We start from the raw sequence: 18,874 nt of genomic DNA on the forward strand, positions 1-18,874 counted from the left end.
CCCGAGCCTTTTTCTGTGTTGCCGAGAGCGGCTGCCATTGCCTTTTTGCAAATAACAAGTGAGAAAACTGTGTCCCCTGAGCCGATACTAATTGTCGATTATGATGCGACCTGCGCCGCAGGCAGCGGTATGGATGAACTGCGCGTAGCACTGGCCAATCAACGCTCCGGCCTGCGCCCCAATGACTTCCCTGGCTGCGATTTGCCGACCTGGATTGGCCGTGTGGCGGCGATTGATGAATATGTGTTTGCGCCCAATATGGCCGCTTGGCAAAGCCGCAATAACGCGCTCATTGCGCTGGGCTTGCAGCAGGGCAGGCTGCAGCAATCGCTGGCCACCCTGGTTGAGCGTTTTGGTTCGGCGCGCATTGGTGTGGTCATGGGGTCCAGTACCTCCAGTATTGACCGTTCGGAAGAGGCGTATCGCCATCTGGATGACCAAGGCCAATTGCCGCGGCAATTCCTGCAAGAAAATGTACTCAACCCCCACGCACCGGGTTTGTTTGTTGCTGAATTGTTGGGGTTGGATGGCCCTAACATGACGGTGAATACCGCCTGTTCCTCCTCCGCCAAAGTTTTTGCTACCGCTGCCCGCTGGTTGCGCGCCGGTATTGTGGATGCGGTGTTGGTCGGCGGTGCCGATACCCTCTGCCAAAGCGTGCTTTACGGTTTTCACTCGCTGCAGTTGGTGTCTGAATCCCCCTGCCGCCCGTTTGATGGCGCGCGCGATGGCATCAACTTGGGTGAAGCCGCCGGTTTTGCGCTCTTGGTGCGCGGCAGCGATGCCCAAAGCATTGCACACACCGGCATCCAACTGAGCGGCTACGGCGAAAGCTCGGATGCGCACCATATGTCGCACCCGCACCCTGAAGGCGAGGGTGCGCGTTTGGCGATTGAGCAGGCGCTGGCGCAGGCGGGTTTGGTGCCGGCGCAAATCGACTATATCAATCTGCATGGCACCGCCAGTCGCGCCAATGACCATATTGAAGGCAATTTGGTGGGAGCCATGTTTCCAAGCACAACGCTCGCAAGCTCCACCAAAGGCTGGACCGGCCACACCCTGGGTGCGGCGGGAATTCTGGAATCCATTTTTGCACTGGAGGCGCTCGCGTCTGGCGTGGTTCCAGGTACGCTGAATCTGGCGCAGGTTGATCCTGACATCGCCATCAAGATGACAGCGGCAAATCAAACCGCAGATCTGACCCATGTAATGAGCAACTCCTTCGGCTTTGGCGGCAACAACGCCTGCCTGATTTTTAGCCGTGCGGAGGTGTCAGCATGAGCCAGCAGAAGATGACGGTAGATCTGGTGGGTGCAGATCTTGTGGGGATAGGCGCTTGGGGGCCAGCATTTAATAACTGGCCTGAGCTGCAGGCGCTGTTTGCCAATCCTTCCATTGGCGAGGATTTGCAGTGGGCAACCCAAGTGCCCAAGCCGGAGATTATCCCTGCTAACGAACGCCGCCGTGCGCCATTGCCGGTACGTGCCGCTGTTGATGTGAGCTGGCAGGCGCTGCAGCAAGCGGGTTTGGCATCCAGCGATGTCGCCTGCGTATTTGGCTCGGGGTTAGGCGATACCGAAATCACTGATTATATGTGCCGCGTGCTCACCACCGCCGAAAAGCAGCTATCGCCGACGAAATTCCACAATTCGGTGCATAACGCGGCGGCTGGTTACTGGACTATTAGTACCGGCTGTATGAAATCCGCCAACTCCATTGCCGCTTACCAAAATACCGCCGGTTTGGCGCTGCTGGAGGCGATGATCCAGTGCCAGCAGCACAGCGAACCGGTACTGGTGACTCTGTTTGATACCGCCGCGCACGATGCCTATCGCCAGATTTTCGCCTGCGAACACAGCTTTGCCGTGGCGCTGTTACTCGTGCCTGCGGGTTCGGCAAGCTCGCCCATCGCCCGCTTGACCCTTGGCGATGAAAACACCGCTGCGGTTGTGGAGCCACAATTGCCCTCTACCCAGTTGGCCGCACTTTATCGCGATAACCCATCAGCCAAGGTGCTGGGGCTGCTACAGCAATTGGCAACCAAGCAAGCGGGTCAGGCTTCTTTTGCCCTTAGCCCGGCGCGCGCGCTTAACCTTGAGGTGAGTTTTTAGGTGATGAGTGAAAAACTGTCCTATTGGGATGTGATTATCGCGGGCGGCGGTCTGGCTGGTTTGGGCTTGGCCAAACAGCTCAAGCAGGCGAATCCCGAGTTATCGATTGTGGTGGTGGAAAAGCAGGGCTTTCCGCGCCCGCGCGCCATCGCCAAAGTAGGCGAATCCACGGTGGAAATTGGCTCGCACTATTTGTCGCACCACTTGGGGTTGATGCAGCACCTCAAGGAAAACCACCTCAAAAAATTCGGTATCCGTATCTTCTTTGGTGCGCCAGCCGATGACTTTGCCCAACAGGACGAGCTGGGTGCCAGCCAAACCTTTGGTATTCCCACCTATCAAATCGACCGTGGCGATATCGAAAATCACCTCGCCGATGAGGTGCGCGCTCTGGGCGTTAGCCTGATCGACAAGGCCGATATCCTGCAGTTGGACACCCAGGCTGAAACTGGTTCGGCACATGACAAACAACTGGTAATTCGCACCGCCGATGGCGAGCAAACCCTTATCGGCCACTGGCTGGTAGACACCGCCGGGCGCGCCAGTTTGCTGAAAAATCACTTCAATCTCGCCGCCAAAAACGCGCACAAATCCAACGCCATCTGGTTTCGGGTGGATCGCAAAATTACCCTGGACGACTGGTGTGACCTCCCCGAATGGCATGCCCGTTGTATGCCCGAAGGGCGCCGCTGGCTGAGTACCAATCACTTGGTGGGGCCGGGTTACTGGGTGTGGATTATCCCGCTCGCCTCGGGTGTGACCAGCATCGGCATAGTGATGGACGATATGGCGTTTGATGCGGCGGCAATTAGCGACCAAACCTCAGCAATGGCGTGGTTGGCGCAACATCAACCGCGCTGTGCCGCGGCGATTGGCGATGCGAACTTCCTCGATTTTGTTCTGCTGCGCGATTATTCCTACGACTGCAAACAGCTATTTAGCGACCAGCGCTGGGCAGTGGCGGGTGAGGCTGGCTTGTTTGCCGACCCTTTTTATTCGCCGGGCAGTGACTTTATCGCCTTCGCCAACGGTTTTATTTGCTCGCTGATTACCGCCGAGCGGCGCGGGCAGGATATCCGTGTGCAAACGGTCGTCTATGAACGCTTGTTGCGCTCCATCTACCAAAATACCTTGTCGCTTTACACCGGCCAATACGGCGGTTTTGGCGATAGAGTGATGATGGGCTTAAAACTCTTGTGGGATTACAGCTACTACTGGGGCGTGCTCTCGCTGCTGTATTTCCGCGATGCCCTCTGCGACTTTGAGCGCATTCGCCCACTGGCGGGTGAATTGCACAAAGCCCAGCAGCTCAACCAATCCATCCAAGCCCTGTTCCGCGCGCGCGCCGAGCGCCGCTTGCAGCTGCCGAATCGCGGCGTGTTTATGGATCAATACCAAATCCCCTGCCTGCAATTTTTTAACAAGGTATTGATGGAAGAGCCCAAACTGCCACTCGCCGATGAACTCGCGCGCAATATTGCATTGGTCGAACAAGTCGCCGAGGCGGTGCGGGATATGTTGGGAGAAAATCCAGAGCTGGAGGCCAGCGCGGCCGAAACTGAGCTGTTGGGTGACTATCGGTTAAAAATTCTAGGCTGACGGTTAAAAATTCTAGGCTGAGGCTAGTGGCTGCGCAGCTGCCGGTAAAACGCCAGCAGCTTGGCGCGCGGTAATTTGCCGTTATCTTCGCGCGGTAGGGCATCCACCAGTAACAGCGGGCGCGGCATAAATACCGCGTCCAAATGCGCGGCAAAACGCGCGCTCACATCCTGTTTGCTGGCGGTTGTGGCGACCACCAAGGCGACAGGGCGGGTGACTGCCTGAGTGCCATGCTCCGGCATAAACACCACACCATCCACTACGCCGGGCGTGGCGAGCAAGAGTTTGTTCATCTCTTGCAATGAGCCGCGTTTGCCGGCGATTTCAATCATGTCGTCACTGCGCCCGAGCAGACGAAAGCGGCGGCCGTCATGGGTTTCGATGCGATCCTGCACTGGTTGCTGCTGCGGTAGGTGATCGCCGCGAATCACGCTTAACTCCTCCGCAAATTCCAAGCCTTCAAACAGCTGCCACACATCCTCTTGCGCCGTGCGGCGGCGCGCCATGGAGCCGACTTCGCTGCAGCCGTAAACCTCAAGCAATTCGCCGCCAAAACAGGTTTCAGTGGCTTGCGCCAGTTCAGTGGATAAGGGCGCGGTGGCGCAGAGCAAGTGCGCTGCTTGCGGCATGGTCACGCCGCTGGATACCAAGGCGCGCAAGTGCACCGGCGTGCTGATCAGCAAACGCGGTGCCGGTAGTTGTTGCAGGGCATTGGCCACATCCTGCGGGAACAGCGGGCGCGCATCGCTAATGCACAGGCGCGCAAACAGCGGCAGCAGTAGCGAGGTTTCCAGTCCCCACATATGCTGCGCAGGCACTGTGGCGAGCGCGAAGCGCAGCTGGCCGTGGTAGTTATCGCCCAGCATGGCCTTGGCGTTCATCCGGCTGCTGGTGACAAAGGTGTGCCAGGGCTTGAGGTTAGCTTTGGGCTGGCCAGTGGAGCCGGAGGTAAAGGCGATAGCGGCGAGCTGGTCAGCGGGGATGGTGGGAATCGCGGTGGCAGTCGTGGCGCGCAAATCCAAGTGGTTCAGGTTGAGCTGGGTACAGCCATCAAGCAGGGTTTCCAATCCATCGTGTAATACATAGCTGCGCGGATATTGATCCAGCAGCTGTTGCTGCGTGGCGAGCGCGCGGTTTTGCGGTAGCAGGTTAGTCTGCCCGCGCAGTAGCGCCGCACAAAACCCCAGGGTAAACAGGTAGCGGTTATCGCAGAGGTTGATAACCGCATCGGCCTCGGGCAAGCGCGCGGCCAAGTGCATAACCTGCCCAAGAAACTCGTCTACCCTCACTGTGCCTGTATGCTCGCCAAGGGCGGGCAAGGGCTGGTTGATCCGGGCAAAACAATCATCCAACTGCCGCTCAAGTAGCGGCAATTGACGTGTGGTTGTAATGCTTATCGAGGTTTCACAAGCCATAGCAAGGCAGCTAGTGCTTACTTACTTTTATTGGCTTGAACAAAGTCAGTAAGGGTGGCGAGGCTGGTGAATGCCTTGCGGGTGCTTTCATCTTCCGCTTGCATTTGCACGCCGTATTTTTGCGAGATGGCGAGGGCAATTTCCAGCGCATCGATAGAATCCAACCCAAGGCCATCGCCAAAAAGGGATTCATCCGGGGCAATCTCATCGGCTGCTATATCTTCCAGATTCAGTGCTTCTACCAGTAATTCGGCCATTTCCAATTGGGCAGCAGTTTGCGCAGACATAAATACCTCGGCGTTATTGTCGTTTGGTTGTGTGGAGCTAATCTTGTGTGGATTGGTGTTGAAAAGGCGCGCAGTTTAGTCCTTTTGTGCTCCAAAATCACTCGCGCTTGCGCCATGCAGCGTTAACTTGACGCGCGTTTTTGGTTACACTCGCGCCCTTTCACGCCATCGACCAAAGTGACAAGACGCTGTTATGCCCATACTTCGCCAGGAATATTTATCTGCCAACGCGGTGACGGATACCGCCCAACTGCTCGCCCAGCCCGGGGTGCTTGCGTTGGTTAATTTTGGCGACCTGTGCGAGCCCGGTGAACAGCCGGGCATTATCCCGTTGGGGATGCCGTCGCTGAGCGATAAACCCTGGGAGGTCATCCGCTACGGCGATTCGGTTGCCGAGCGCGGTACCGATGAGCACTGCCAATGGAGTGTGATCGAGGATGTGCTCTGCGTCGCCACCTGGATCGCCCCGCAAGATTGCAGCGATATAGAAGCCGCGACCGAGGTGGCCTATGGCCGCTTGTTCCGCGTCATCCAATCCAAAGGTTTTCCCTACCCCTTCCGCATCTGGAACTTTATGCCGGACATTAATCGCGGCGATGGCGACCGCGAGGAATACAAGAAGTTTTGCGTTGGGCGTGAGCGCGCGTTTGATGATTATCATGTCGCGCCACGGGAATATCCGGCGGCTTCCGCGCTCGGGCATCACGCACAAGGCGCAGTGATTTATTTGCTGGCCGGGCGCAATTCCGGTGTGCATCACGAAAACCCGCGCCAGCAACCCGCTTACAAATATCCGCGCGAGTACGGCCCCAGCAGCCCGAGTTTCGCCCGCGCAACCAGTTTGGCGCTACGCAGCAAGCCGCAGGTGTTTGTCTCTGGCACTGCCAGTATCATCGGCCACAACACCCAAGCGGTGGATGACTTGCAGCAGCAATTGGCGATCACACTCGACAATATCCAGCACTTGCTGCAACACGTAGAGCAAGCGGAAAGCGAGCTAAGTGCAGTGCGCGTGTATCTTCGCCACCCGCAAGATCTTCCTCTGGCGCAAGCGCTGATTAATGCTCGTTTGCCGGAGTCGGTCGTCAACTTTATTTATGCCGACATTTGCCGCAGCCAGTTATTGGTTGAAATCGAGGCGCTGGCTACGCCTTCTTCGCCATGAAACAACTCAATTGGTGCTGGCGTTTGCTGGCGACCGCCTTTTCCTTTGTCCTTTTTGCGATAGGGGCGCTGCTGCTTGCGATCCTGCTTGCGCCCCTGATCCGTCTGCTTCCCTGGCCTGAGCAACGTCGCCGTCAACTGGCGCGGCGATCTATCCAGCGCTGGGTTAGATTTTATGTGTGGATAATGTGCACGCTGGGGCTTCTAACGGTTGAGTTTGAAGGCGAGGATGCGCTCAGCCAATCTGGTGTTCTGGTGGTTGCCAATCATCCCACCTTGCTTGACGCGATTCTGTTGATGGCGGTAATGCCCAACGCCACGTTTATCATGAAAGCCGCAATGGCGCGCAACCCGTTTACCTGCTGGATTGTCAGCCTTGCCGGTTACATTCCTAACGACGAAGTGGGGGTGGAGCTGGTCGAAAAAGCGGCGGCAGCGCTGCGCAGTGGTGAAACCCTGATGATTTTCCCTGAAGGTACCCGCACCGATGGCGACGAGCTTAAGCTCAAACGCGGTGCCGCCAATATCGCGCTGGCGGCAGCTTGCCCGCTCTTGCCGGTGGTCATTGATTGTCAGCCCATGACCCTGCGCAAAGGCGAACCCTGGTATCGCATCCCACCTACTAAACCCCATTTCAGCCTGCGCGTGTTGCCGCTTATAGCGCTGGATGAGGCGGTCGATAAATCCCAGCCTCCCGGTTTGCAGGCGCGCACCCTCACGGCGGAGCTGCGCGATGTGTTACAAGGCAGGCAAGGCTAACTGCTTACTGGCCGATAAAACTTGTATAATCCCGCGCCTGTTTAATCCGGTTGCAAAGTGCCTTCTATGATCCATACCCGCGAAAGTCTGTTAACCCGTATCGCCGCGATACTCCAGGAACAATTTGATGTGGAGCCAGACTCCATCACCCTGGAGTCGCGCCTGCGCGAAGATCTGGATATCGATAGCATCGATGCCGTGAATTTAATGATCGAATTAAAATCCATCACCGCCAAAAAAATCACCTTGGAGAACTTTCACCAAGTCAAAACCATTGGTGATTTGATTGAAGCGATTCTCGCGTTTTTACATCAGGATCAGGCAGCCAACTAATGCAGCGCCGCCGCGAACCCAAGGCACTGCTCAGTGTGGATACCGCCATCACTGTGCCGTTTTTTGATGTGGATTCCATGAACATTGTGTGGCACGGCCACTACTGCAAATATCTGGAAGTGGCGCGCTGTAATTTGCTCGATAAACTCGGTTACAACTACACCGATATGAAAACATCGGGCTTTATGTTTCCGATTGTGGATATGCAAATAAAATACATTCAGCCATTGGTGTTTGAACAGCAGGTGATAGTGACGGCGAGTTTGGTGGAGTGGGAATATCGCTTAAAAATTCATTACGTTATCCGCGATGCGCTCACTCATGCAGTATTGAGTAAAGCCCACACGGTACAAGCAGCGGTAGACGCGCACACCAAGTTGCTGCGTATCGGCAGCCCTGATGTATTGATCGATAAAGTAAAGCAACTCTTAAATAACGCAGCTCTCAAATAACGCAACTTTTAAATAACGCGTAAAGCGGTTTTTAGAATAACGAGTTAGCCTAAAGAAAATGCACCCATGTTGATAAACCAAACGCAATTGCTAAAAACCATAACAATGCTGATGCTTGGTGTGTCAGTCTTTTGCGCTGCTGTGGTTTATGCAAATGGCAATACAAACCTGCTCGATGCCTACCTGCCGGAAACCTGTAACCAGACCGGGCTTTATCAGCAGCAGAAATCCATCGCAGGCATTAGTAAGCAACTGGAAACCAGTGGCAGTTTTGTGTTTGCCTGCGAAAAAGGATTGTTGTGGTACGCCAGTGCGCCGTTAAATGAAACCCTGGTGTATGAACTGCAAGGCAGCACTCAATTAATTCCCGCTGCTGGCGCGCCGAAAAAAATTTCCGGTGCGGTACAAAAACACTTGGGCAAAATGCTCAATCATTTGATCGGCGGCGACCATCGCTATATTGAAAAAACCTTTTCAGTTGCGCAGACCGATACTGGTGTTCGCCTGACACCGCGCAATAAGCGTATGGAAAAATTCCTGCGTTCAATTGACATCACGCGCACTGACGGGGCGGTGAGTATTTATATGCAGCATCAGGGCGAAGAATTTACTGCAATCAAGGTGTACCAATTGCAGCCATTGGCGAGTGCATCCTTTGAACAGTGCCAGCAATTAGCCCCAGAGGCCGCACCTTCGTTTGCTGTTGCTTGCCAACATTTATTTCGATAATCAGTTCTATTTCAATCACAGCTTTAGTTGAGTGAAGGCTTTATGACGCAGCATGTTTATCGTCGCTGGTGCAGCGTCGCCCTCCTGATCCTTACGTTGGTATCCCTTGTCTGTTTTTGGTCGATAAGCCGTACCGGTTTGCAAATCGATACCAACCTGCGCAGTCTTTCGCCTTCATTCTCTGTCGATGCTTCGGTAAACCAAGCGCTCAATAAAATGTCCGCCGATGCCGCACAGCAATTTATGCTGGTGCTGGTGCATGAGGATGAAGATTCGCTCACCGATGCCAGCGATTATTTGCGTGAATTAATCGAACAAGAAGCGCAGGTCATTCGTTACGTTGATCACACCGCATTGCTTGATGCCTATGCGGCGCAGTTGCAGCAGCATTCATTTCATATTCTGGGGCCGCAGGCGCAAACGGTGCTCGCCCAAGGTGAGGATGCTGCGGTATTGAAATTGGGAGAAAACAATCTCTACGGCACTGGCGGCATGCTGCGTTTGGTTCCAGTGGTTCGCGATCCACTGGGGTTCGCGAATGAATACGCAGTGAGATTATTAGATCGCATTGGCGTAAATAACAGTGACGAAATCCAAGCGGTAACACGCGCAGGGAAAGACATCTTTATTGCGCCCCATCAATTGCGCTTGGCTAGCGATGCGATGGAAATGAAACAGCAGGATCTGGCGCTAGCGGAACTTGAAAAAATTACCGCGCAATTTAAAGCAGAATATCCCGATGTTGAAATAGTGGAATCCGGCATTTTATTTTTTGCCGCCGATTCGGCCCAGTCAGCGCGGGCGGATATTGAAACCATCAGCACCGGTTCTACCATTGGTGTGTTGTTATTAGCCTTATGGATTTTTCGCGGGCCGCGTGCGTTGGTATTGCCTGCGTTATCAATCGGCTTGGGTTTGGCGTTTGCGTTTAGTATTTGCCATTACTGGTTGGGTTCAATCCATGTATTAACGCTGGTGTTTGGGTCGAGCTTGATCGGCGTGGTGGTGGATTATGCGTTGCACTATTTTTATTTTCAGGCACATCACCCGCAGGGCGAAAATCGTTTGCCGCTCTACCGCGCGCTTATGCTGAGTTTGTTGTCCAGCGTAATCGGTTTTAGTGCACTGGCTTGGTCGGGGTTAGCGGCGCTGCAACAGGTGGCCGTGTTCGCGGCCTTGGGTTTGGTTTACGCTTGGTTGGTGGTGATTTCCCTCGGCCATTTCCTCACTAAAAACGTAAAAGTTTACGATGCCGGTTTGCAAAAAGCGGTGTTGGGTGTACTGCGTTTGTTTGGCAAATTACGCGCAGTGCATGTCATTGTGGCTATGTTAATGGTGCTGGGCGCGAGCTTTTGGGTGAACCGGTTTGACTTTCCAGTTAGCGATAACCCGCGCAGTTTTTTTGCCGCCAATCCACAATTGATTGAGCAAGAAAAACAAGTCAGCGAATGGGTTGCGAGCCATGAGCCTGCGAGTTTTATTCTGGTTCACGGTGAAAATGCGCAGCAAGTGTATGATCGCATCGCGCTGGTGCAAGCCGCTGTAGAAAATTCGGCACAAGAAAATGAAGCATTGCTACCGCTGCTTGGCGTTCATCATTTTTTTCCATCACCCGCCCAACAGCAAACGAACTATCAGCTTAATCAACGTATTTATGGTGCAGATGGCCTCGCTGCAACATTTATCCAGCAGCAAGGACTCACAGAAATTTCCGCGCAAGCCTTGGCTGAGGCGTATCGCGCGCAACAGAATAATGCGTTGAACCCGGCGGAATTTTTTACCGAAGGCGCATTTTTATTACCGCCATTGTGGATTGAAAGTGATAAAGGTGTGGATGCCTTTTTAATGCTGCCCAAGTCAATGGATCTACATAAAGTGGCCGAGCAGGTTGCAGCAATTTCCGGCGTTCGTTTTTTTAGTGCGATGCAAGACGCAGAAATGGGTATGAAAAACCTGCGCCAATCTTCAATGAAATTGCTGCTGCTGGCCTTGGCGTTGATGGCTGCGCTATTGCTTATTCGCTACCCCTGGCGAACAGTATTGCAGCTGATGGCGGTGCCTGCCTTTGCTATTTCAGCCAGCTTTGTGTTGTTGGCCTTATTTAATGTGCCGCTGACATTGTTTCATGTTATGGCATTATTTTTGGTGGTCGGCTTGGGTATGGATTACGTCATCTTTATTGCCGAGATGAGCGAGAATTCGGTAGAAACCTTATCTGCCGTGGCGATTTCATCCACCACCAATCTTTTATCTTTCGGTTTGTTGGGCTTGAGTATTTTGCCTGCGGTGAGCGCCTTTGGTTTGGCCTTATTTATTGGCAGCAGCTTTAATCTATTGGGTGCATTACTTCTGGCCAGCCGTCGCTGGAAAAATCATTAGTGTGATATTTGTGTAGACAATTGTGAGTAAATAGCAATTAGCAAAGACTGTGAGCAAACAAATACGGGTAAACAACTATGAGCAAAAAACGTGTATTGGTGACCGGTGCCAGCCGTGGAATTGGCAAAGCCTGCGCATTAAAACTCGGTGCCGATGGATTCGATGTCTGTGTTCACTATCGCTCCGGAAAAACTGAAGCAGAAGCGGTTGCTGCTGAAATTATTGCCAATGGCGGCAGCGCCAGTTTGATTCAATTTGATGTGTGCGAGCGCGAAAAAGTGAGCGAGGTATTATTGGCTGATGTTGAGGCCAATGGTGCGTTTTATGCTGTGGTGTGCAACGCGGGCATCGCGGCAGACAATGCTTTTCCTGCGATTACGGGCGAACAGTGGGATTCAGTCATTCACACCAATTTAGATGCGTTTTACAACGTGCTCTATCCACTTGTTATGCCGATGATCCGCTTGCGCAAGGGTGGTCGTATTGTGACGCTATCATCCGTTTCTGGTGTGATTGGCAATCGCGGCCAAACCAATTACAGCGCGGCAAAAGCGGGCATTATCGGTGCCACTAAAGCGCTGGCAATTGAATTGGCCAAGCGCAATATCACCGTCAACTGCGTAGCGCCCGGCGTGATTGAAACCGATATGATCGAAGGCATTTATCACGACGAAGCCATGAAATTAATTCCCATGCAGCGCTTCGGTAAAGTGGACGATGTTGCGGCGACCGTGAGCTTTTTAGTGTCCGATGCGGCGGGCTATATAACGCGGCAAGTGATTAGTGTGAATGGGGGAATGTGTTGAATCCCCCAGCCCCCTTTTACAAAGGGGGAGACTGGTCTGCGCCAGATTTTAAACACTCCGCTAGATGAACTGCTCGCCCGGAATAAAACCAACAATCTCAAATTTGGCACATTCAAACTCCCCCTTTGAAAAAGGGGGCAGGGGGATTTGCTGTTAAACCCGCTTAAAAATCAGCGACGTATTCACCCCGCCAAACGCAAAATTATTACTCATAAAATATTGCGCGGTTAATTCGCGCACGTCATTGCGGATGTAATCCAGTAAGCCGCAATTTTCATCCAGCTCTTCCAAATTTAAATTGGGCGAAAACCAATTTTCATTCATCATTTCGATGCCCAGCCAGGCTTCCAAAGAACCGCAGGCACCAAGGCTGTGGCCGATATAACTTTTCAAACTGCTAAACGGAATCTGGCTGCCCATCACCTCTTGTGTTGCCAATGACTCTGCAATATCGCCGTGGACTGTGGCGGTGCCATGACCGGAAATGTAGTGGATTTGTTCAGCGTTTAATTGCGCATCCTGCAAACTTTTTTGCATGACTTTTGCCATGGTGGCTTGATTGGGGCGCACTAAATGATTGCCATCGCAATTGGTAGCAAAGCCAACCACTTCGGCAAGAATGTTAGCGCCGCGTGCAACGGCGTGATCCCAGTCTTCCAGAATTAATGTGCAAGCGCCTTCGCCCAATACCAAGCCATCGCGTTGGGTATCGAATGCGCGTGGCGATAATTCGGGCGTCGCATTTTTTAAACTGGCGGAGTAAACCGTATCGAATACCGCCGCTTGTGTCGGGCAAAGTTCTTCTGCGCCGCCTGCGATCATAATGGTTTGCTGGCCACTGCGAATCGCCTCATACGCAAAACCAATGCCTTGGCTCCCGGCAGTGCAGGCACTGCTGGTGGTGTACATGCGCCCGCAGGTGCCGAACAGCACGCTGATATTGACCGCAGCGGAATGGCTCATCATGCGCAAATAGGTTGTGCCATTTAATTTGGCCATGGATTTGTGCTCAAGCAAGCCAAAAAATTCCATCGCCGCATCACTGCTGCCGGTGGCAGAGCCGTAAGCAACGCCGGTTTCATCGCTGCTGATAATCGGATCTTTAAATAATCCGGCGTGAATCAACGCTTGCTCGGTGGCGACAACCGCCATCTGTGCCACTCGCCCCATGCCGCGCTTTTTTTTCATGGTGTAATGCGCGGGTATTACAAAATCATCCACGGGTGATGCAAGGCGGGTTTGCAATTCCGGATACTGATCCCACTCGTGCATGTAACGCACACGATTTTTTAATTGCAGAATATTTTCGCGAATGGTTTTCCACTCGTGACCCAATGCTGATATGGCACCGGCTCCGGTAATGGCGACACGTTTTGTCACGCGCTTGCTCCTGTTGTTGGTGGAATTTCCTGTTGTGCTTTTGCTTGTTCGTTCGCTTTTTCTTGCGATTGGTTTTCGTGCTCGTTGAGTGGTTTGCGGAATACTGATAATTTTGCGCGTGCCACACAGCGTTGATCGCGCAGGTTAATGATCTCGCATTGAAAATTAGCCAGGCTTTCACCGACAACGGCGCTTTCCGAACAGCGCACTTGCAATACATCGCCTGCGCAAAAATAGGGAACAAATGCCTCGTATTTGCGAGTCCCTAATAACAAGCCCAAATGCGGCGCGACTGTACCTTGCTGCAGTTGATAGCCTGCAATCAATGCTGCGGTTTGCCCCATGTATTCCACACCAATCCAACTGGGTACGCCTTTGCCCGCAACAAAAAAAGAAGACTGTTCGCTAACGGTAATTTCTGCGCAGGAAAAATTGCCAGCCAACTCAATAATACGATTGATCAACAGCATGGGCTCGCGATGCGGTATTAAATCGTAGATGCGTGAATCAATCATCTGGCAGATTCCTCGGCAGACCGGCTGCTCGCCCAATAGGGATAAAAATTAAACCATTGCAGTGGCGCACGTGCCGCTTGTTGCTCCAAGGCGTTGGCATACTGCTGGGCGTAAGCTTGCAATTGTGCGCCGCCATCTTTGCGTGGCAGCGTCACTTGTTGCGCAAAGGGAACCAATTCAAAAACAATTTTGTGCGCGCTGCGATAGGAAAACATCAGTTGCACTTCGCACTGCAATACTTTGGCGAGCATATAAGGGCCGATAGGTAATTGCGCGGGGCGGCCGAGAAAATCCACCGTGACGGTGCGCGCCTCCCCGCTGAGCGGAATCCGGTCACCGGCAATAAATAGCCATTCGCCATTATCGATTTTGGTTTTCAACTGCAGGATGAGTGGAATATCCAGTTCATTTACTTGGTAAATATGAATGCGCGACTCCGGATTAATTTTTTGCATCGCGGTGACAAAATTGGCGGAGTGTTGATCGTAAACGAGTGCATTGATCGTGCGCGCTTTATAGCGTTGCACAAAGCCGCGGCAATATTCCAAATTGCCCAGGTGGGAGCCAATAATTAATTGGCCATTGGTTTTTGCCATAAATTCGGCGAGCAGTGGTTCGTTGGCGATTTCAAAATCCTGCTCGTTGATGGGCGTACTCCAAGCGAGGAGTTTGTCCAGGATGCATTGCCCAAATGAATACATGTGACGAAAAACATCGCGATAACCGGGTGTTTTTCCTTGCCAATAATCGGGATATTTTTCTGCGTGCGTACGTAAAAATTCGAGTGATGCAGAGCGTGCACGGCGGTTAACCAGAAAAAAATACGCCATGATCGGGTACAACAATGCGTTAAAAAATCCTCGTCCGAAAATGCGTTGTATCCACAGCATGAACAAAATGCCGCGAATAGTGCCGGACTCTTGTAGTGTTGACCAATGCGCTTGTTTTTCGGCTGCAGTTGTTGGTGCTGTACTGGTGTCCAACTCTGTCATTATTGACCTCGTAAACGCTGCCATAGTAGCACCGGCAAGCGGATCAACATGCCCAGCATTAAACGGCTGTGTAATTTAATCAGCAACAGGTTATCGCGCAGGTAATTAAAGTGCGACACACTTTGCTCGGGGTAGATGACATGGGTATTGAGAAATACCAATGTGGTATTGCTCCACACCGCTTTTACCAATAGCTCGGTATCAAAATCCATGCGATTGCCGACGAAGTGGCGGTCGAGTACATCTTCAGCTGCGTGGAGTGGATACACACGAAAGCCGCACAGCCCGTCTTTAATCCGCAGTGACAAAGTTTCCAGTGCGACCCAAAAATCAGTGACTTTGCGGCCATAGACGCGCGCTTTGGGTGCTGATGTATCAAACACGGGTTTGCCACAAATAATGGCATCAGGTTGTTGCTGTGAACACTGCACAAACTTTTCAATATCGGCGACGTCGTGTTGTCCGTCGGCATCAATCTGAATGGCATGGGTAAAACCCAGATTGCGCGCAAAAGTGAAACCGGCTTTTACTGCCGCACCTTTGCCGCGGTTGCGTTGCAACGCAAAAAAATGCACGTTGGTGTAATGCGTAATCGCTGCTTCTACTTGCGCGCGGCTATCGGGATTGCTGCCGTCATCCACAATGACCAGCGGTAATCCACTCGCGACTAACTGCGGTAAAAACGCAATAAATTGGCGCTCATGGTTGTAATGTGGAATTAATAAACAATAACTCATGATGTATTACTGCGTTACCGGTGCTTGGCCTTGAAAAACCAATTTACCTTCAGAGAAAAGAGTGTCGTTTTGGCTGTAGCGAAATTTTACCGTTGTACTGCTGAAACTCAGTGTTAATTGCAAATGCTGCCCGGGCAAAATGACCTGCTGGAATTTCAGGTTATCGATACGGATAAATTCATCGCCAATATTAAATAGCGCTTTGGCGAGCTCACCTGCCCAGTGGGTTTGTACAACGCCTGCGACAACCGGTTGTTGCGGAAAATGCCCTTCCAGCCAATGCATATCATGGGCGATATACACATCGATGACGCATTGATCTTGATCGCGGCTAATGTTCTCCATGCGCGGCCAGTGCGCAGAAGAGAATTGTTCGCGCAGTTGCGCAAGGAGATTTACATCGGTCATTGGTTTTTATCGCGTGAATGCAGCCTGTTGGGTTGGGCGACATGATACTCCAGCCTGCCGTCTAACCCAATTGCCCGGTTTTAGTTCTGCTCGTTGTGTTTGCGGATGTAGTGCAGGCGATAGGCGTATTCGCACGCAAAAAACAGCGCAAAAAACACATAAGAGAGTAGCCCGGTATAGAGTGCCCAACTTTTCATGCTGGCAAACGAGGCAAGATAAAGCGCAATCAGGCCGTTACCGATGAGTAAGAAAACCCACACCAATGTCAGGACGCGAATGTAGTGTTTTGCCTTGGGGGTAATCACTGCGCCACCAAGGCGAGCCATGCGTTCAATAACAGTTTCTTTGTGACGAAGGCTGACCGCAAACAGCGCGGCGACGGACCAACTGATGATGACAGGATAAAGCTTCAGCCAATGCTCGCTGTTGCTTAGCAATAATCCGGCACTGTAAACCGACACTGCAGCGAGCAGCAGGATTTGGCTGCTGTCGGATTTATTGTTTGCACTCAAAAATTTAACCAGCCCCAAAACGAAAATAATGATCGCAAATGTGGCTGGATTAAGGTGCTGGATTCCAAAATACACCAGCACCGGATAAGCGATAGAGATGATGGTGAGCAGTAGTGTCAGTAACGATTTCATGAATGCAGCGCAGGTGGGTGACGGATAGAGCAATTCTAGTGATTGAAAGTGTGTCGATCCTGCCACAATTATCGTTAAAAGTCGCGTGATCTCCCTGTTGCCGCAACGCTCCCGATGGCTGCGCAATTGTGTACAGAATTTGAGCGTGATATAAATGACAATGTTGTCATCAGGAGTTGGTGGCGTTTTTAATCCCTATCTCCCGGCAGAATTGGCGACAAATTTTATAACAATAAAATGGATGTATTTTCTCTAGAGAACAAACGAACGTGTCGTCATTAACGTCGATTCGTTGGTAGTCGCAAAGTAAATATTCAATAAAACCTAACGCCTTTGGGATTTGTTAAGCATTTCCAATGGACGTTTTTGCCTGAACTTTTTTTCTGAGCTTTTTTTGAACCTAGAGAGGGAATCATCCAGTGAAACAGTCATTATTCGCTGTGGCGGGCTTATGCCTTGCCGCTGCATCTGTCCAAAGCCATGCGATCAGTTGTGCGGGTATCCCGCAGTGGAACAGTAGCACCGCCTATGGTGGTGGGAGCCAAGTGCAAGAAGCCGGTAAAGCCTACAAGGCGAACTGGTGGTCACAGGGGCACAGCCCCGCAAGTTACTCCAGTCAGTGGCAAGAGTGGGCATTATTGGGTACATGCGATGGAGCAAGCTCCAGCGCGCCATCATCGGTACGTTCGTCTTCAGCGCCTTCGAGCATCGTACCCTCTAGCTCGGCAAGATCCAGCTCCGCGCCTTCGAGTATTCCAAGTTCCCGTTCATCCAGTTCAGTTGCGCCGTCCAGCTCATCGGTTGGCGGCAATTGCGCCTCATCGCAATATGTTGCGGGTACTGCGTACTCAGTCGGGCAATTAGTGAAGAATGCGGGCAATGAATACCGTTGCACGGTTGCCGGTTGGTGTAGCTCAACCGCTGAGTGGGCCTATGCGCCAGGAACAGGTGCGCATTGGCAAATGGCGTGGGAATTGGTGCGCAGCTGCGGTGTTGTGTCGTCTTCCAGTGCGATGCCCAGCTCCGTAGCAAGCTCATCGCGCTCATCCGTGAGTTCATCGGTATCGAGTGTAGGCACGAGCCGTTACCGCATTATTTCCGGTTATTGGCATAACTTTAATAACGGTTCAGGCGTGATTCCGCTAGATCAGGTATCGGATGCTTACGACGCGATTAACGTATCTTTTGCTGAGCCTACAGGTCGTGCGCCGGGCGAGATAGGTTTTGTGCTGGACCCTGCATTCAATATGGCCGCGTTTAAAGCCGCGATCAAATCCAAACAAGCGGCAGGCAAAAAAGTCATCATCAGTATTGGTGGTGCCAATGGCCAAGTGCAATTACCCACTGCTGCTGCGCGCGCGAACTTTGTTAACTCAATGAAAGCGATTATCGATGAATACGGGTTTGACGGGCTCGATGTGGATTTTGAAGGTCACTCGTTGTTCCTGAATTCGGGCGACAATGACTTCCGCAATCCAACAACACCGGTGATTGTTAACCTGATCGGTGCATTGCAGGATTTGACCAATCACTATGGTGATAAATTCGTGCTGACCATGGCTCCGGAAACCTTCTTTGTACAATTGGGCTACAGCTTCTACGGTGGCACCTGTTCAAGTTGCGATACCCGTGCAGGTGCGTATTTACCGGTGATTTATGCAATGCGTGACAAGCTCGATTGGCTGCAGGTGCAGAACTACAATTCCGGCGCGATCATGGGTACGGACAATAAATATCACTACATGGGCGGCGCGGATTTCCATGTCGCAATGATTGATATGTTATTGACTGGCTTTAAAGTGGCGGGCACTAATTTGACTTTCCCTGCATTGCGTCAGGATCAGGTGTTGATTGGTTTGCCTGCAAACGTAAATGCCGGTGGCGGTTTCACCAGCGTGGCTGATGTGCAATCGGCGATGAACTGCCTGATCAAAGCGCAGGGTTGTACAACCTATCAACCGGCGGCGGCATGGAGCAATTTGCGCGGGTTGATGACTTGGTCAATCAACTGGGATCAATTCAACAATTTTGAATTCTCCAAAAACCATCGCCAATATCTGGATCAGTTGCCAACGCCTTAAGTGTTGCAACAGCTTTTGGCAATAAAAAAACGGGGCGCAAGTTGCGCCCCGTTTTTTTATCGCTTCGATCCAATTGTTACATT

At 52.1% G+C, this 18,874-nt stretch carries 19 protein-coding genes; 11 read left to right on the forward strand and 8 right to left on the reverse strand.

The window, feature by feature from the left end; all coding sequences use genetic code 11:
* The first annotated feature begins 69 nt into the window (after positions 1-69).
* From VC28_RS17260 to VC28_RS17270, 3 genes are read left to right on the forward strand one after another with little or no spacing between them, the layout of a single operon-like run.
* The gene (locus tag VC28_RS17260; protein ID WP_082191725.1) at positions 70-1,281 is read left to right on the forward strand and encodes a beta-ketoacyl-[acyl-carrier-protein] synthase family protein; all 1,212 of its coding nucleotides are present in this window, start codon (positions 70-72) and stop codon (positions 1,279-1,281) included.
* Positions 1,278-2,111 carry a beta-ketoacyl synthase chain length factor gene (locus VC28_RS17265; RefSeq protein ID WP_049631735.1) on the forward strand — a complete coding sequence of 278 codons (834 nt, stop codon included), beginning with the start codon at positions 1,278-1,280 and terminating at the stop codon, positions 2,109-2,111. Before VC28_RS17260 ends, VC28_RS17265 begins: the two co-directional genes overlap by 4 nt.
* A gap of 3 nt (positions 2,112-2,114) precedes the next feature.
* Positions 2,115-3,710, forward strand: coding sequence for an NAD(P)/FAD-dependent oxidoreductase (locus VC28_RS17270; protein WP_156184354.1), 1,596 nt, complete (start codon positions 2,115-2,117; stop codon positions 3,708-3,710).
* Between the two features lie 23 nt (positions 3,711-3,733).
* On the opposite strand, the gene VC28_RS17275 is transcribed toward VC28_RS17270, so the two are convergent.
* Positions 3,734-5,125 carry an AMP-binding protein gene (locus VC28_RS17275; RefSeq protein ID WP_049631737.1) on the reverse strand — a complete coding sequence of 464 codons (1,392 nt, stop codon included), beginning with the start codon at positions 5,123-5,125 and terminating at the stop codon, positions 3,734-3,736.
* A 17-nt stretch (positions 5,126-5,142) separates the two neighbouring features.
* Positions 5,143-5,412, reverse strand: coding sequence for a phosphopantetheine-binding protein (locus VC28_RS17280; protein WP_049631738.1), 270 nt, complete (start codon positions 5,410-5,412; stop codon positions 5,143-5,145).
* A 193-nt stretch (positions 5,413-5,605) separates the two neighbouring features.
* Between VC28_RS17280 and VC28_RS17285 the strand changes: the two genes are divergently transcribed.
* From VC28_RS17285 to VC28_RS17315, 7 genes are all read left to right on the forward strand, one after another.
* The gene (locus VC28_RS17285) at positions 5,606-6,577 is read left to right on the forward strand and encodes a chorismate transformation FkbO/Hyg5 family protein (protein ID WP_049631739.1); all 972 of its coding nucleotides are present in this window, start codon (positions 5,606-5,608) and stop codon (positions 6,575-6,577) included.
* The gene (locus VC28_RS17290; protein WP_049631740.1) at positions 6,574-7,335 is read left to right on the forward strand and encodes a lysophospholipid acyltransferase family protein; all 762 of its coding nucleotides are present in this window, start codon (positions 6,574-6,576) and stop codon (positions 7,333-7,335) included. The genes VC28_RS17285 and VC28_RS17290 overlap by 4 nt, the downstream gene beginning before the upstream one ends.
* A 66-nt stretch (positions 7,336-7,401) precedes the next feature.
* Entirely contained in the window at positions 7,402-7,668 is a 267-nt protein-coding gene (locus VC28_RS17295; RefSeq protein WP_049631741.1) for an acyl carrier protein, read from the forward strand.
* A complete protein-coding gene (locus VC28_RS17300; protein ID WP_049631742.1) occupies positions 7,668-8,120 on the forward strand; it encodes an acyl-CoA thioesterase in 453 nt (150 codons plus the stop codon). The genes VC28_RS17295 and VC28_RS17300 overlap by 1 nt, the downstream gene beginning before the upstream one ends.
* Before the next feature lie 66 nt (positions 8,121-8,186).
* Complete coding sequence (locus tag VC28_RS17305; RefSeq protein WP_049631743.1) at positions 8,187-8,849, forward strand: hypothetical protein; 663 nt, start codon at positions 8,187-8,189, stop codon at positions 8,847-8,849.
* A 42-nt stretch (positions 8,850-8,891) separates the two neighbouring features.
* Positions 8,892-11,228, forward strand: a complete 2,337-nt coding sequence (locus VC28_RS17310) for an MMPL family transporter (RefSeq protein ID WP_049631744.1) — start codon at positions 8,892-8,894, stop codon at positions 11,226-11,228.
* 77 nt (positions 11,229-11,305) lie between these two features.
* On the forward strand, positions 11,306-12,034 hold the full coding sequence (locus tag VC28_RS17315; RefSeq protein ID WP_049631745.1) for a 3-ketoacyl-ACP reductase FabG2: 729 nt from the start codon (positions 11,306-11,308) through the stop codon (positions 12,032-12,034).
* A gap of 153 nt (positions 12,035-12,187) precedes the next feature.
* On the opposite strand, the gene VC28_RS17320 is transcribed toward VC28_RS17315, so the two are convergent.
* The 6 genes from VC28_RS17320 to VC28_RS17345 form a co-directional block, all read right to left on the reverse strand.
* Positions 12,188-13,414, reverse strand: a complete 1,227-nt coding sequence (locus VC28_RS17320; RefSeq protein ID WP_049631746.1) for a beta-ketoacyl-ACP synthase — start codon at positions 13,412-13,414, stop codon at positions 12,188-12,190.
* Positions 13,411-13,929, reverse strand: coding sequence for a hotdog family protein (locus VC28_RS17325; RefSeq protein WP_049631747.1), 519 nt, complete (start codon positions 13,927-13,929; stop codon positions 13,411-13,413). The genes VC28_RS17320 and VC28_RS17325 overlap by 4 nt, the downstream gene beginning before the upstream one ends.
* On the reverse strand, positions 13,926-14,921 hold the full coding sequence (locus VC28_RS17330; RefSeq protein ID WP_049631748.1) for an LpxL/LpxP family acyltransferase: 996 nt from the start codon (positions 14,919-14,921) through the stop codon (positions 13,926-13,928). Before VC28_RS17330 ends, VC28_RS17325 begins: the two co-directional genes overlap by 4 nt.
* Entirely contained in the window at positions 14,921-15,658 is a 738-nt protein-coding gene (locus tag VC28_RS17335; RefSeq protein WP_049631749.1) for a glycosyltransferase family 2 protein, read from the reverse strand. Before VC28_RS17335 ends, VC28_RS17330 begins: the two co-directional genes overlap by 1 nt.
* Positions 15,659-15,664: 6 nt before the next feature.
* Positions 15,665-16,066 carry an ApeI family dehydratase gene (locus VC28_RS17340; RefSeq protein WP_049631750.1) on the reverse strand — a complete coding sequence of 134 codons (402 nt, stop codon included), beginning with the start codon at positions 16,064-16,066 and terminating at the stop codon, positions 15,665-15,667.
* Between the two features lie 80 nt (positions 16,067-16,146).
* Positions 16,147-16,710: a COG4648 family protein gene (locus VC28_RS17345; protein WP_049631751.1), complete on the reverse strand. Its 564-nt coding sequence runs from the start codon at positions 16,708-16,710 to the stop codon at positions 16,147-16,149.
* 419 nt (positions 16,711-17,129) lie between these two features.
* On the opposite strand from VC28_RS17345, the gene VC28_RS17350 reads away from it, so the two are divergent.
* On the forward strand, positions 17,130-18,791 hold the full coding sequence (locus VC28_RS17350) for a glycosyl hydrolase family 18 protein (protein WP_049631752.1): 1,662 nt from the start codon (positions 17,130-17,132) through the stop codon (positions 18,789-18,791).
* Positions 18,792-18,874 lie beyond the last annotated feature (83 nt).

Origin of the sequence: Cellvibrio sp. pealriver, assembly GCF_001183545.1 — a bacterium.
Classification (GTDB): domain Bacteria; phylum Pseudomonadota; class Gammaproteobacteria; order Pseudomonadales; family Cellvibrionaceae; genus Cellvibrio.